A 13,864-nucleotide genomic window follows, 5' to 3' on the forward strand; every position below is an offset into this window, starting at 1 on the left:
AAATCATCTGCGCATGATTGACGGCGGCGGAGTGTTCCATCGGACCTGCGCCGTTGCTCTCTCCACTCGTCATTCCGGAGCGCCCCCCAGAATGACGACAGTGTTGGAGAAGGAGTGCAGCTTGCGTCACGTGTGCGCCCCATCGTGACGAACCCTCAGCAATGAAAAAGGCCGGCAACATGTGCCGGCCTTCATCAGATCAGATCGATCGCAGCAAGATCAGGCCTGGCTCGCGATCTCCTTGCCGAGCGCGGATTGCGCGGCGGCGAGGCGCGCGATCGGCACGCGGTAGGGCGAGCACGAGACGTAGTTCATGCCGACCTTGTGGCAGAACGCCACCGAGGCCGGATCGCCGCCATGCTCGCCGCAGATGCCGACCTTGAGCGTGGGCCGCGTGGCGCGGCCGCGCTCGACGCCGATCTTGACCAGCTCGCCGACACCCTCGCGGTCGATCGAGATGAACGGATCGATCTCGAGGATGCCCTTGGCGACGTAGGCGCCGAGGAAGCTGCCGGCGTCGTCGCGGCTGATGCCGTAGGTGGTCTGCGTCAGATCGTTGGTGCCGAACGAGAAGAACTCGGCGGCTTCCGCAATCTGGCCGGCCATCAGCGCGGCGCGCGGCAGCTCGATCATGGTGCCGACCTGGTACTCCAGCTTGGCGCCGGTCTCGCGGACCACCGCCTGCGCCATCGCGTCGATGCGCGCCTTGACCAGATCGAACTCGGCCTTGGTCGCGATCAGCGGCACCATCACTTCGAGGCCGACGGCCTCGCCGGTGCGCTTCTCGGCCTCGACCGCCGCCTCGAAGATCGCGCGCGCTTGCATCTCCGCGATCTCCGGATAGGCGATCGCCAGACGGCAGCCGCGGAAGCCGAGCATCGGGTTGAACTCGGAGAGCTCGCGGGCGCGGTCGGCCAGGCGACGCGGATCGGTATTCATCGCGCGGGCGACTTCCTCGACCTCGGCCTGGGTGTGCGGCAGGAACTCGTGCAGCGGCGGATCGAGCAGACGGATCGTGACGGGAAGCCCCTTCATGATCTCGAACAGCTCGACGAAGTCGGCGCGCTGCATCGGCAGCAGCTTGGCGAGCGCCGCGCGGCGCTCCTGCTCTTCCTCCGACAGGATCATCTCGCGCACCGTGCGGATGCGGGTCTCCTCGAAGAACATGTGCTCGGTGCGGCACAGGCCGATGCCCTCGGCGCCGAACTTGATCGCGGTGCGCGCATCCTCCGGGGTGTCGGCATTGACGCGCACGCCAGTCTCGCGCACGGCATCCGCCCAGCCCATCAGGGTGCCGAACTCGCCGGACAGCTCCGGCTCGATCATCGGCATGCGGCCGGCGAGCACCTGGCCGACCGAGCCGTCGATGGTGATGACGTCGCCCGTCTTGAAGGTGCGCGAGCCGATGCTCATCGTGCCCCGGCCGTAGTCGACGCGGATGGTGCCGCAGCCGGAGACGCAGGGCTTGCCCATGCCGCGCGCGACCACCGCCGCATGCGAGGTCATGCCGCCGCGCGTCGTGAGAATGCCTTCCGCGGCGTGCATGCCGTGAATGTCCTCCGGCGAGGTCTCGATGCGGACCAGGATCACCTTGCGGCCGTCGGCCTGCAGCTTGGTGGCCTCGTCCGAGGAGAACACGATCTCGCCCGAGGCCGCGCCCGGCGAGGCCGGCAGGCCGGTCGCGACCACGTCGCGCTTGGCGGCGGGATCGATGGTCGGGTGCAAGAGCTGGTCGAGCGAGGCCGGGTCGACGCGCAGCACGGCGTCGTTCTCCGAGATCAGGCCCTCATTGGCGAGCTCGACGGCGATGCGCAGCGCCGCCTTGGCGGTGCGCTTGCCGCTGCGGGTCTGCAGCATCCACAGCTTGCCGCGCTCGACCGTGAACTCCATGTCCTGCATGTCACGGTAGTGCTTCTCGAGCAGCGTGTAGATGCGGGTCAGCTCCTTGAACGCCTCGGGCATCGCGACTTCCATCGACGCCTTGTCGGAGCCGGACTCGACGCGGGCATCCTCGGTGATGTCCTGCGGGGTGCGGATGCCGGCGACGACGTCCTCGCCCTGCGCATTGATCAGGAACTCGCCGTAGAGCTTGCTCTCGCCGGTCGAGGGATTGCGGGTGAAGGCAACGCCGGTGGCCGAGGTGTCGCCCATGTTGCCGAACACCATGGCCTGGACGTTGACGGCGGTGCCCCAGGATTCCGGGATGTCGTGCAGCTTGCGATAGGTCACCGCGCGCGCGTTCATCCAGGATGAGAACACCGCGCCGATGGCGCCCCAGAGCTGGTCATGCGGGTCCTGCGGGAAGTCCTTGCCGGTCTCGGTGGCGACGGCTTCCTTGTACTTGCCGACCAACATCTCCCAGTCCTCGGAGGAGAGATCGGTGTCGAGCTGATAGCCCTGGGCGTCCTTGAAGCTGTCGAGGATGTCCTCGAAATGATGGTGCTCGAAGCCGAGCACGACATCCGAATACATCGTGATGAAACGGCGATAGCTATCGAAGGCGAAGCGGCGATCGCCGGACAGCGACGCCAGCGCTTCCACCGTCTGGTCGTTGAGACCGAGATTGAGCACGGTGTCCATCATGCCCGGCATCGAGGCGCGGGCGCCGGAGCGCACCGAGACCAGCAGCGGGTTCTCCGGATCGCCGAATTTCTTGCCGGTCAATTTGCCGATGTAGTCGAGCGCCTTGTCGACCTGCGACTGCAGCTCCTTCGGGTAGGTCTTGTCGTTGGCGTAGAAGTAGGTGCAGACCGAGGTCGGAATAGTGAAGCCCGGAGGCACCGGCAGGCCGAGATTGGCCATCTCGGCCAGATTGGCGCCCTTGCCGCCGAGCAGGTCGCGCAGGCCGGCCTTACCTTCGGCCTTGCCGTCACCGAAGGTGTAGACCCACTTGTTCGGCTTGATCGCGGTGGCCGCGCTCTTGGCCGGGGCCTTTGCCGCCGACGCCTTCGCAGCCTTGGCGACCGGCCTGGCAGCCGTTTTGGCCGGCTTCTTCGGAGCGGTTTTCACTGGCGCCTTCGGTGCAGACCTGGGCGCGACCTTGGCCGGGGCCTTGGCAACGGGCTTCGACGCCGTCTTGAGCGCCTTGCGCGGCGGAGCGAGTGCTGCGGTCTTGGCCTTGCCCGGCTTGGAAGGCTTTGATTTCGCTGTAACTTTCTTAGACTTCGCTACCGCTTTGGCCATGAGGTGCTTCGATCCGCAAATGGGAGGAGAAATCGCGCGCCTTACACCACTTTGGGCGCTGCGGCGCAAGCTCGGGGGTTCCCGACCTTGGGACTAGAAGTGCAGCCACTTCAGCAGGCCCATGCCGATCAGGCCGTTCAGGATGAGGAAGATCGCAACGATCAGGTTCAGCAGGCGCGGCATGATCAGGATCAGGACGCCGGCGATCACGGACATGATCGGCGAGATATGGGCAACGGTCAGGGTCATCGACGAGCTCTGAATGATTGAAGGACGAGGCTGGGGCGATTCGATTTGGCCGGACTTTATCCTGGCCCATCGTGGCGGAATAGGAGACGCACGGCACGAGTTCCGGTTCCCCCACCACCGGATCTGCCGCAAAAACGCCGCCGGTTCCACCGTCCGCCGCGCGGAACGATGATCTGTTGCGGGCATTGGGAAGCAGGTGCCGGCACGCGCCGGTCTCTCTCAGCGATCAACAGCTCAGGAGTCCCGTCCATGCGAACCCATCTCACCCTTGCTGGCCTCGTGGCCGCAGTCGTGATTCCGGCGACCGCACAGGCGCAATCCTACACGACGGGCGTCGGCCGCAGCGTCGTGGTCGAGGAGGACGCTCCAGTGATCACGGTCGAGCGCCGGCCGGAGTTTCGCGAATATGTCGTCCGCGAGCGCGTTCCCAACTATGTGATCCCCGATCGCGTAGTTGTTGGCGCCGTGCTGCCGGAGTCCGGTGTTACATATTACGACGTTCCGCAGCGCTTCGGCGCGACACCTTACCGATACACCGTGGTGAACGGCGAAACTGTTCTCGTCGAGCCGCGATCCCGGCGGATCATTCAGGTGGTTGAGTAGTTATAGAGCTGCATTTGGTCGCCAACGCCCCCGCAAGCGGCCAGATGTAAAAGGCCCTGCCCGGTTCCCCCCGCCGGGCGGGGCTTACTTTTGTGGGATACCGCTTCTGGTCGTCATCGCGAGCGCAGTGTTCAGCCCGGGGACATGGCTGACAGGTGTTCGGAGACATGGTTGACACCTCAAAATTGGCTCGATTCGTCAAGCAAAGGGGCGAGCGATGCCGTGGCGAGAGGTGTCTGTCATGGACCAGCGACGAGAGTTTGTGATGCTTGCCAAGCAGGAGGGAGCCAACCGGCGGCAGCTGTGTCGGCGGTTCGGCATCAGCCCCCAGACCGGCTACAAATGGATCGAGCGGTCTGACGCCGGCGATACGACGCTGGCGGACCGGTCGCGGCGGCCGCATCGAAGTCCGGAGCGCACCGCAGCTGCGACTGAGCAGCAGATTGTCGCGTTGCGCGATGCTCACCCGGCCTGGGGCGCGCGCAAGCTCGCGCATCGTCTCGATCGCGATGGGCAAGCTGTCCCGGCGATCTCCACCGTGCATAACATCCTGCGCCGCTACGATCGGGTGACGGAGCCTGGCGGCACGCCCGGGCAGCCCTACACGCGGTTCGAGAAGGATGCGCCCAATCAGCTGTGGCAGATGGACTTCAAGGGACACAGTGCGCTGGAGAACGGTGTGTCTTGTCATCCGCTCACCGCGCTGGACGATCACTCGCGCTTTTCCTTGTGCCTGGCGGCCTGCGACAATGAGCGCGGCTCTACGGTCAAAGGACATTTGGAGACGACGTTCCGCCGCTATGGACTGCCGGATGCGATGTTCGTCGACAACGGTGGCCCCTGGGGCTTTACTCTCGAAGACCCCTGGACCGCGTTGACGGTCTGGCTGCTGAAGCTCGGCGTTCGAACGATCCATAGCCGGCCCTATCATCCCCAGAGCCGCGGCAAGAACGAACGCTTCCACCGCAGCCTGAAGGCCGAGGTCTTTGCCTTCAAGCGTTACAGGGACCTTCCCGATGTCCAGCGGGCACTCGACGAATGGCGAGCCGTCTACAATCTCGACCGCCCCCATGAGGCTCTCGACTTCAATGTGCCGGCAAGCCGCTATCGGCCCAGCCAACGCACCATGCCGGATCGCCTTCCGACGGTGGACTACGACGAGGGGGAGATCGTCCGTTCCGTGTCGAGCACGAAGGCGTACGTCAGTTTCGAGGGACGGCTCTGGAAAGTCCCCCAAGCTTTTCGCGGTGAGCGGCTCGCTATTCGGCCGCTCAGCCAAGACGGACAATTCGGAGTTTTCTTTGCCGCGCATCAGATCGCAGCGATCGATTTGCGCGACCCAAAAAGTGTCAACTATGTCTCCGAACAGGTGTAAGCTATGTCTCCGGGCTAAACAGCAGCGACGCGATCCAGGGGCCACACAGACAGTCTGCCGTCGGAGCCCCTGGATTGCTTCGGCGCAAGAGCGCCTCGCAATGACGAGCCAGAGGATGCAGCGCGGCGCGCCTGCACTCAACCGGCCTTCTTCACCACCATGCGGTGAATGATCTTGCCTGAGGACTTACTGACGACCTGCTCGTCGAGCAGCGTCGTATCTCCTGCAAAGACCGCGCGGATGGTTGCGAGGTCGACCACCGCATAGAGCCGGCCGTGCCCATCGCGCTGATCGGCCTGCTCCGTCACCCGCCAGCTCAAATACAGGACGCCGCCGGGCTTCGTGATCGCGCGCATCCGCCGCACCGACGGCACCACGTCGCTGCGATCGAGATGCATCAGCACGGTCTCGCACAGCAAATTGTCGAAGCTTGCATCCGCGATGCTGGCGAGGGCAGGCAGTTCGGCATGCGTGAACGACGCGTTCGGATAGCGCGTGCGGGCTTCAGCCAGCAGTCCCTCCGACGCGTCGAAACCTTCCGCAGGATATCCGTTGGCATTCAGCCAGCCGACCTCGCGGCCGCTGCCGCAGCCGATGTCCGCGGTGCAGCCACCGGACACGAGGAAGCGCCTGACGATGGCGTGGAGATCGGCCGACGCCGGCTGCGCATGCCAGTCGGCCGCGAACGCCGCCGCCTCACGGTCATAGGCGGCGAGCGTCGGCCGGTCCATCCTCAGCCCTCGATCTTGGAGAAGTCCGCGACCGCGCGCGTGGCGCTGCGGATTTCGTTCAGCAGCCTCAGTCGGTTCTCGCGGATCGCTGCGTCGTCGTCGTTGACCTTCACCTTGTCGAAGAACGCATCCACCGCCGGGCGCAGCTTCGCCATGGCACGCATCGCCGCGGCGAAGTCCTCCTTGGCGACGGCGGCGCCCGCTTCCGCAGCAACCTCGCCGATCGCCTTGGCCAGCGCCTTCTCCTCGTCGAGCTTGTAGAGCGCGGCATCCGGCGCACCCTCGAACTTGCGCTTGTCCTTCTTCTCCTCGATGGCGAGGATGTTGGAGGCGCGCTTGGTGCCAGCGAGCAGGTTCTTGCCGTCGTCGCTGTCAAGGAACTTGCCGAGCGCCTCGACGCGGCGGACGACCATCAGCAGGTCATCCTGCCCGCCGAGCGCGAACACGGCGTCGACGAGATCGTGGCGGGCGCCCTGCTCGCGCAGTTGCACCTTGAGGCGGTCGGCGAAGAAGGAGAGGAGGTTAACGGCCCTCTCATCCAAGAATCGCCCACCGAAAGAAACCTCACTGCGGTGTCCGCCGCTAGCAATCGCTCCAATGGTGATGCCAAGTTTTTTTGAGGCCTCGTCTCGAGCCTGTATATCCCGCATGACATTGGCGAGATCTATCTTCTCAAAAAGCGGACTAACAAGAGTACCAATTGATATGCGAAGATCGCTTTCCAAGACTAGCCTGATCACGCCCAGCGCCGCGCGCCGCAGCGCATACGGGTCCTTCGAGCCCGTCGGCTTCTCGTCGATCGCCCAGAAGCCGACCAGCGTATCGAGCTTGTCGGCGAGGGCCACGGCCACCGCGACCTTGTCGGTCGGCACGCGATCACCGGGCCCCTGCGGCTTGTAGTGCTCCTCGCAGGCGGCGGCGACGGAGGCATCTTCGCCCTGGGCCAGGGCATAGTACTTGCCCATCAGGCCCTGCACCTCCGGAAATTCGCCGACCACTTCGGTCAGCAGATCAGCCTTGGCGAGCTTCGCCGCACGCACGGTCTTTGCGGCGTCGGCGCCCACCAGCGGCGCGATTTCTGCGGCGAGCTTCTCGATCCGCGCGATGCGCGCGGCCTGGGTGCCGAGCTTCTCGTGGAACACGATCTGCTCGAACTTCGGCAGCCGGTCCTCGAGCTTCGTCTTGAGGTCGGTCTCATAGAAGAACTTCGCATCCGACAGGCGGGCGCGGATGACGCGCTCGTTGCCGGCGATGATGGTCTTGCCGCCGTCGGTCGCCTCGATGTTGGCGGTCAGGATGAACTTCGGCGCCAGCCCGCCGGTCTTGGGATCGCGGACCACGAAGCATTTCTGGTTGTTGCGAATGGTGGCGCGGATCACCTCGCCAGGGACCTTCAGATACTCCGGATCGAAGGAGCCCATCAGCACCACCGGCCATTCGACCAGGCCCGCGACCTCATCGAGCAGCACGGGGTCCTCGACCAGCTCATAGCCTTGCGCAAACGCGAGCTGCTTGGCGTCGGTGACGATGGTGTCTTTCCGCCGGTCGGGATCGAGCACGACCTTGGCGTCGAGCAGCTTCGCCTCGTAATCCTCGAAGCGGCGCACCGAGATCGGCGCGGGCGCCATGAAGCGGTGGCCGAACGTGGTCTGTCCCGCCTCGATGCCGTCGACGGCGAAGCTGATCACGTCGGGCTCCTCGGTCTCCAGACCGAAGGTCGCGGTGATCGCGTGCAGCGGACGCACCCAGTTCAGCGCGCCGGGCTTTTCCGAGCGCTTGCCCCAGCGCATCGATTTCGGCCACGGGAATGTGCGCACGATCACCGGCAGCATCTCGGCGAGCACGTCGAGCGTGGCGCGGCCGGGCTTCTCGATCAGCGCGACGTAGAAGTCGCCCTTCTTCGGATCGCGCTGGATCGTGGCCTCCTCGATCGAGGACAGGCCGGTTGCTTTCAGAAATCCCTGGATCGCCGCGTCAGCGCCGCCCACGCGCGGACCCTTGCGCTCCTCTTTCAAGTCAGCCTGCCGCGCGGGAATGCCGTGCACGGTCAGTGCCAGCCGCCGCGGCGTCGCGAACGCCTTGGAGCCTTCATAGACGAGCCCTTCGGCGACCAGCTTGTCGGTGACCATGCGGCGCAGATCGTCGGCCGCCTTGGCCTGCATGCGCGCGGGGATTTCTTCGGAGAACAGTTCGAGGAGAAGGTCGGGCATGTCTCAAGTCTCTCTGCACGAAGAACCACCTTCCCCTGGAGGGACAGGCCATCGCGAATTGCTAAACTCGTGGAAAGCAGCTTGCCTCCCACCGTCCTTCGAGACGCCCGGCGAAGGCGGGCTCCTCAGGACGAGGTCTGATTTTGCGGCGAGATCCGAAAGACCCTCATGGTGAGGAGCGCCGCCGGCGGCGCGTCTCGAACCATGAGGCCCCGGACGCAGCCGCGTTCGTTCTATCCAGCGCCCGCCCCGCCCGCTTCCGTATGCAGCCAGGCCTCGCCGCAGGCCTTGGCGAGCTCGCGGACGCGCAGGATGTAGCTCTGGCGTTCGGTGACGGAGATGACGCCGCGGGCGTCGAGCAGGTTGAAGACGTGGCTGGCCTTGATGCACTGGTCGTAGGCCGGCAGCGCCATCTGGTGCTCCCGGCGATTGCCGTCACGCCAACCGGCGTCGAGATATTTGCGGCAGGCGCCCTCGGCCATCTTGAACTGCTCGAACAGCATGTCGGTGTCGGCATGCTCGAAATTGTGCCGCGAATATTCGCGCTCGGCCTGCAGGAAGACGTCGCCATAGGTGACCTTGGCGTCGCCGTCGCGGCCGTTGAAGTTGAGGTCATAGACGCGGTCGACGCCCTGGACGTACATCGCCAGGCGCTCGAGGCCGTAGGTGAGCTCGCCCGCGACCGGCGCGCATTCGAAGCCGGCGACCTGCTGGAAATAGGTGAACTGCGACACTTCCATGCCGTCGCACCAGCACTCCCAGCCGAGCCCCCAGGCGCCGAGGGTCGGGCTCTCCCAATCGTCCTCGACGAAGCGGATGTCGTGCACGGCGGCGTCGATGCCGATCGCGCCGAGCGACTTCAGGTACAGCTCCTGGAGGTTCGGCGGCGACGGCTTCATGATCACCTGGAACTGGTAGTAGTGCTGCATCCGGTTCGGATTCTCGCCGTAGCGGCCGTCCTTCGGCCGCCGCGACGGCTGCACGTAGGCGGCATTCCACGGCTTCGGCCCGAGCGCGCGCAAGGTCGTCGCCGGGTGGAAGGTGCCGGCGCCCATCTCCATGTCGTAGGGCTGCAGGATCACGCAGCCCTGCTCGGCCCAGAACCGTTGCAGGGCCAGGATGAAGCCCTGGAACGAACGTTCGGGGCGCATGTGCAGAGGCAGCGAGTCCATCGTCGGTATCGGTCTTTCGCAGGCGTCGGAAAAGCGCGCGGACCGTATCGGCGGGGCCATCAGGAATCAAGGCAATAGGGCCCTCAAAACGACGGCGACGTCCCGTCGTTCGAAGGTCGGCGGAGCGTGTCAGCCCGGCCGGTAGGCGCCGGTGACGGGATCGCGGCGCAGAGTCTTGATCTCGGCGGCCCGCGCGGCCTCGGCGACGCGTGACAGCCGCGCCTCTTCGAGCTCGCGGTTGATCTTCTGCGCGGCCTTGTAGGCCCAGCGAACCACGGCAAGCCCGCCCAGCATACCCGCGAAAGCAACGAACGGCGGCATTGGTCGATCCTCGTTCATGAACAGAGCCACCCCGATTCCCATTGTCGCCGATCCCGGTTCCCCCCGCAATCGGATTGCGAGGGGCGAAATGGCGCGCCCCCCGGGTTCTAGAACCCGAAACGAGCCCAGATCGCCCGGGTTTCGACCGCGGAGATCAGCTCCTCCGCTAGCCCGGTCCAACCGATCCCCAGGCTCCCGGCGCCTGCCGCCCGCCGTCCGAGCAGCCCGGACAGCAGGCCGCCGGCCGGCGCCACCACGGGCGTCGCGACCTTGTCGCCGAACCGGGCGCGCAGGACGGCACGGAGGTCGCCGATGGCGTCCGCCAGCCCCAGCGTGACGGCGCTGTCGCCGGCCCAGTACTCGCCGGTGAACAGCACATCGTCGGCGCCCTTCAGCCGGGTGGTGCGGCTCTCCTTGACCAGCGAGATGAACAGCGCGTGGATCTCGCGCTGGATCTTCTTCAGCCGCGCCACGTCGTCGGGATTCTCCGGCAAGAACGGATCGAGCATCGCCTTGTGCTCGCCGGCGGTATAGAGCCTGCGCTCGATGCCGATCTTCTTGATCAGGTCCTGCAGCCCGAACGAGCCGCCGACCACGCCGATCGAGCCGAGGATCGAGGACGGATCGCAGAAGATCTCGTCGCCGGCGCACGCAATCATGTAGCCGCCGGACGCCGCGACGTCCTCGACGAACACCAGCACCGGCAGCTTCTTCTCCGCCGCGAGCTGGCGGATGCGCAAGTAGATCTGGCGCGACTGCACCGGCGAGCCGCCCGGCGAATTGATCACCAGCGCCACGGCCTTGGCGTTGCGCATCGAGAACGCCCGCTCCAGCACCTTGGCGACGCCCGCGAGCGTCAGCCCCGGCCGCAACGGCGTCACCGCGCCGATCACGCCGGACAGACGGACGACCGGCACCACCGGGACGCCGCGCAGCCGCGCCGGAAGCAGCGCCTTCAGCCGATCGAATAGCCCGGCTGCATCGCTGGGTTGTGTCAAATTGTCCACCATTCAGTTACCTCGGATTTACCATTTTTTATCGCGCCGCTGCCATCCAAAGGGCTGGAACGAGCCTTGCAATGCCCTGGGCAATTGCACGGCGAGCACAAGGTGCAGAGTGCGGCGGAGGAATACATGAAGGTCTACCTGTTGATGCTGCTGATCGGTACTCTATTGACTGCGATCCGTTTCACGACGGTAACCGAACGCCAGTCGGAAGCTCAGACGCAATAACGCCCGACCACGATCAACCGTTCAGGGGGTGCTCAAGGCCAGCGCCCCCTGCCCCGACAGCACGCGCACGGCCTCGTCATTCGGCACACCTGCCACCTCATTCAGCACCACTCCGGCGAGAATCTGGGTCGGCGCCCGCCCTCCCTTAACGGCCCGGACCAGGATACGGATCGCCGGCTTGCCCGCCTGGCCATGAACCGGTTGAACGGCAAGACTGCCGAAGCCGCGCGCCAGCGCCGCGACCACCTCGCTCAAACCATCGGCCCGCCAGATCAAGGTCAGCACGCCGCCGGATTTCAGCATCCGCCGCGCGGCATGCGTCCAGATCTCCAACGTCGTCGCCGTTGCCATGTGCGCGGTCGCGCGCGCGGCGTCGGGCGAGGCACGGTGACGGGCAACATCGTGGAACGGCGGATTCATCAGCACGACGTCGACACTATCGGGCCCGAGCCCTGCGGCAGCGAAAGCAGCCGCGTCCGCGGCGACGTCCAGCGCCACGACCTCCGCCGGCAACGCATTGGCGCGTGCGTTGTCGCGCGCGAGCCGCGCCAGATCCGGCTCGCGCTCGACCAGCGTCAAGCTGAGACCGCCCACGCGCCGGGCCAAGGCCAGCCCGGCCGTCCCCACGCCGGCACCGAGATCGACCACGCGATCGCCCGAACGCGCGGCCGTCGCCGCCGCCAGCAGGATTGCGTCGTGGCCGGCGCGATGGCCCGTCGTGGGCTGCCGCAGGCGCAATTGGCCGCCGAGCACAGCGTCCTCCGAAATGTCGACAGCGTCACTCATCAGGGCGCAGTTCATGCGCCAGACCGGCGTCGGTGAGAAGCCGCCGGGCCTGGAGAATGTCGTCCTCGTGCACGAGGATCCGCCGCGGCAGGATGCCGAGCGAGCCCTCGATGATGCTCATGTTCTGATCGAGCACGAGGTGATGGATGTCGGCGCCGTCGAGCAGCGCCCCTATCGCCGAAACCAGCACGATATCATTGGTCCGAACCAATTCCTTCAATCGTTATGTCTCCATGCGGGCCTGGGTCAAGAAGGGCTTGGGTCAAGAAGAAGGCTTGGGTCAACAAGGCCTGGGTCAAGGTTCCGTGTCTGCCCTTGCCGCCTGCGGCCGCAGTTTCTATTGTCGTTTCGAGCATAGCAAAATCGGAGACCAGAGTGGCGGTTATCGTACCTTTCGAGAGTCCATCGGGAGCCTCCATCGATGGGCTGGTCGCGCTGGTCGCAGCCGACATGGAACGGGTCAACGCTACGATTTTGTCGCGCACCGGGTCGGACGTCACGATGATCCCGGAGGTCGCAAACCACCTGATCTCCTCCGGCGGCAAGCGGCTGCGGCCGATGCTGACGCTGGCGATGGCTCATCTCACCGACTACACCGGCGACGGTCACGTCAAGCTCGCCGCGGCCGTCGAGTTCATGCACACGGCGACGCTGCTGCATGACGACGTGGTTGACGAGAGCGAAATGCGCCGCGGCAAATTGTCCGCGCGCATGCTGTGGGGCAACGAGGCCAGCGTGCTGGTCGGCGACTTCCTGCTCGGCCAGGCGTTCCGCATGATGGTCGAGGTCGGCTCGCTGCGCGCGCTCGACATTCTCTCCGCCGCTGCCGCCACCATCGCCGAGGGCGAGGTGATGCAGCTCGCCGCCGCCAAGAACACCGCCACCACCGAGGACGAATATCTCGCCGTGATCCGCGGCAAGACCGCCGAGCTGTTCGCCGCCGCCTGCGAGGTCGGGCCGGTGCTCGCCGATCGGCCCAAGGCCGAGCAGACCGCCTCGCGGTCCTTCGGCATGAATCTCGGCATCGCCTTCCAGCTCGTCGACGACGTGCTCGACTATGGCGGCAAGGCCGCCAAGCTCGGAAAGAATGTCGGCGACGATTTCCGCGAGGGCAAGATCACGCTGCCGGTGGTGCTCGCGTTCCGCCGCGGTAGCGACAGCGAGCGTGCCTTCTGGATCAAGGCGCTGGAGCGCGGCGAGATCAGCGATCACGATCTCGACCATGCGATCGGGCTGATGAACAAGCACCGCGCCCTGGAGGACACGATCAGCCGCGCGCATCACTATGGCGCGATGGCCGTCGATGCGCTGGCGCTGTTCCCGGCCTCACCGATGAAGACCGCGCTGGAGCAGGTGGTGGCGTTCTGTCTGGCCAGGTCGCATTAGTTGCTTCTAGCGACTGCCGCTGCGACTGCGGTGCTCGTGAATGCGCCCTCGCCCCCAAGGCGAAGCGAAGCTTCGCCAGGGTGGGAGAGGGCATCGCCGGCCCATCCACGTGCTCGGCTGGGTGAGGGGTATTTCTCCGCGAACATCGCGCGTGCGGAAGCATACCCCCATTGGCGCTAACTTACCATTTTGCTGCCGGAAATGGATGATTCCTCGGTCGAGTGACTGACGAATCGCTTTCGAACGCCGAATGGCTGCGCACTATCGCTCGGTTGGGCGGCGCTGACCTGCTTGAGCATGAGGCTCGGGAATTTGGGGCTTTCAAACGAGCCCGCAAGGTCGAATGTGCCGTGGATCAGCTGCGGCTGGTGCTCGCGTATTGTTGGGGGACGCGCGGGCTGCGATTGACCGCCGCATGGGCTGAGGCGATGGGACTTGCCTCATTGTCGAATGTCGCGCTTCTCAAGCGGCTACGCAACTCGGCGGATTGGCTCGAACAACTGGTCAGCCGGCTGCTCGTTGGGAGCGCAGGTGAGACCTGCCTGGCCGCGGCGAAAGGCCGACCGGTCCGTCTTGTGGATGCCACGGCGGTGGCAAAAGCCGGCCGCAATGATCG

Annotated in this window: 12 protein-coding genes and 1 pseudogene; 4 read left to right on the forward strand and 9 right to left on the reverse strand. The window is 65.6% G+C overall.

All coding sequences use genetic code 11. The features are described 5' to 3' along the window. Positions 1–219 precede the first annotated feature (219 nt). Positions 220–3,183 carry a pyruvate, phosphate dikinase gene (ppdK, locus tag ACQR1F_RS29560; RefSeq protein WP_434914363.1) on the reverse strand — a complete coding sequence of 988 codons (2,964 nt, stop codon included), beginning with the start codon at positions 3,181–3,183 and terminating at the stop codon, positions 220–222. Between the two features lie 93 nt (positions 3,184–3,276). Further along, positions 3,277–3,432 carry a DUF3096 domain-containing protein gene (locus ACQR1F_RS29565; RefSeq protein WP_012042558.1) on the reverse strand — a complete coding sequence of 52 codons (156 nt, stop codon included), beginning with the start codon at positions 3,430–3,432 and terminating at the stop codon, positions 3,277–3,279. A gap of 249 nt (positions 3,433–3,681) precedes the next feature. On the opposite strand from ACQR1F_RS29565, the gene ACQR1F_RS29570 reads away from it, so the two are divergent. Together ACQR1F_RS29570 and ACQR1F_RS29575 are read left to right on the forward strand one after the other, a co-directional pair. After that, complete coding sequence (locus ACQR1F_RS29570) at positions 3,682–4,035, forward strand: DUF1236 domain-containing protein (RefSeq protein ID WP_434890586.1); 354 nt, start codon at positions 3,682–3,684, stop codon at positions 4,033–4,035. A 217-nt stretch (positions 4,036–4,252) separates the two neighbouring features. Continuing rightward, a complete protein-coding gene (locus ACQR1F_RS29575; RefSeq protein WP_434914364.1) occupies positions 4,253–5,410 on the forward strand; it encodes an IS481 family transposase in 1,158 nt (385 codons plus the stop codon). A gap of 137 nt (positions 5,411–5,547) precedes the next feature. On the opposite strand, the gene ACQR1F_RS29580 is transcribed toward ACQR1F_RS29575, so the two are convergent. From ACQR1F_RS29580 to ACQR1F_RS29610, 7 genes are all read right to left on the reverse strand, one after another. After that, positions 5,548–6,141, reverse strand: a complete 594-nt coding sequence (locus tag ACQR1F_RS29580) for a class I SAM-dependent methyltransferase (RefSeq protein WP_434914365.1) — start codon at positions 6,139–6,141, stop codon at positions 5,548–5,550. 2 nt (positions 6,142–6,143) lie between these two features. Further along, positions 6,144–8,351 carry a glycine--tRNA ligase subunit beta gene (glyS, locus tag ACQR1F_RS29585; RefSeq protein WP_434914366.1) on the reverse strand — a complete coding sequence of 736 codons (2,208 nt, stop codon included), beginning with the start codon at positions 8,349–8,351 and terminating at the stop codon, positions 6,144–6,146. 233 nt (positions 8,352–8,584) lie between these two features. Next, complete coding sequence (locus ACQR1F_RS29590) at positions 8,585–9,523, reverse strand: glycine--tRNA ligase subunit alpha (RefSeq protein ID WP_315802834.1); 939 nt, start codon at positions 9,521–9,523, stop codon at positions 8,585–8,587. Positions 9,524–9,652: 129 nt separating this feature from the next. Further along, the gene (locus ACQR1F_RS29595; protein WP_315802833.1) at positions 9,653–9,844 is read right to left on the reverse strand and encodes a hypothetical protein; all 192 of its coding nucleotides are present in this window, start codon (positions 9,842–9,844) and stop codon (positions 9,653–9,655) included. 107 nt (positions 9,845–9,951) lie between these two features. Next, a complete protein-coding gene (locus ACQR1F_RS29600; RefSeq protein WP_434840441.1) occupies positions 9,952–10,854 on the reverse strand; it encodes a S49 family peptidase in 903 nt (300 codons plus the stop codon). Positions 10,855–11,097: 243 nt separating this feature from the next. After that, entirely contained in the window at positions 11,098–11,862 is a 765-nt protein-coding gene (locus tag ACQR1F_RS29605; protein ID WP_315802831.1) for a tRNA1(Val) (adenine(37)-N6)-methyltransferase, read from the reverse strand. Then, positions 11,855–12,082, reverse strand: coding sequence for a DUF2007 domain-containing protein (locus ACQR1F_RS29610; RefSeq protein ID WP_315802830.1), 228 nt, complete (start codon positions 12,080–12,082; stop codon positions 11,855–11,857). Before ACQR1F_RS29610 ends, ACQR1F_RS29605 begins: the two co-directional genes overlap by 8 nt. Before the next feature lie 155 nt (positions 12,083–12,237). Here ACQR1F_RS29610 and ACQR1F_RS29615 point away from each other — a divergent pair, with 155 nt between their 5' ends. After that, on the forward strand, positions 12,238–13,248 hold the full coding sequence (locus tag ACQR1F_RS29615) for a polyprenyl synthetase family protein (protein ID WP_315717243.1): 1,011 nt from the start codon (positions 12,238–12,240) through the stop codon (positions 13,246–13,248). A gap of 221 nt (positions 13,249–13,469) precedes the next feature. Further along, positions 13,470–13,864: pseudogene (locus tag ACQR1F_RS29620) on the forward strand (IS4/IS5 family transposase); the annotation flags it as partial.

Origin of the sequence: Bradyrhizobium sp. HKCCYLS3013, assembly GCF_051167615.1 — a bacterium.
In the GTDB taxonomy this organism is placed as follows: Bacteria; Pseudomonadota; Alphaproteobacteria; order Rhizobiales; family Xanthobacteraceae; genus Bradyrhizobium.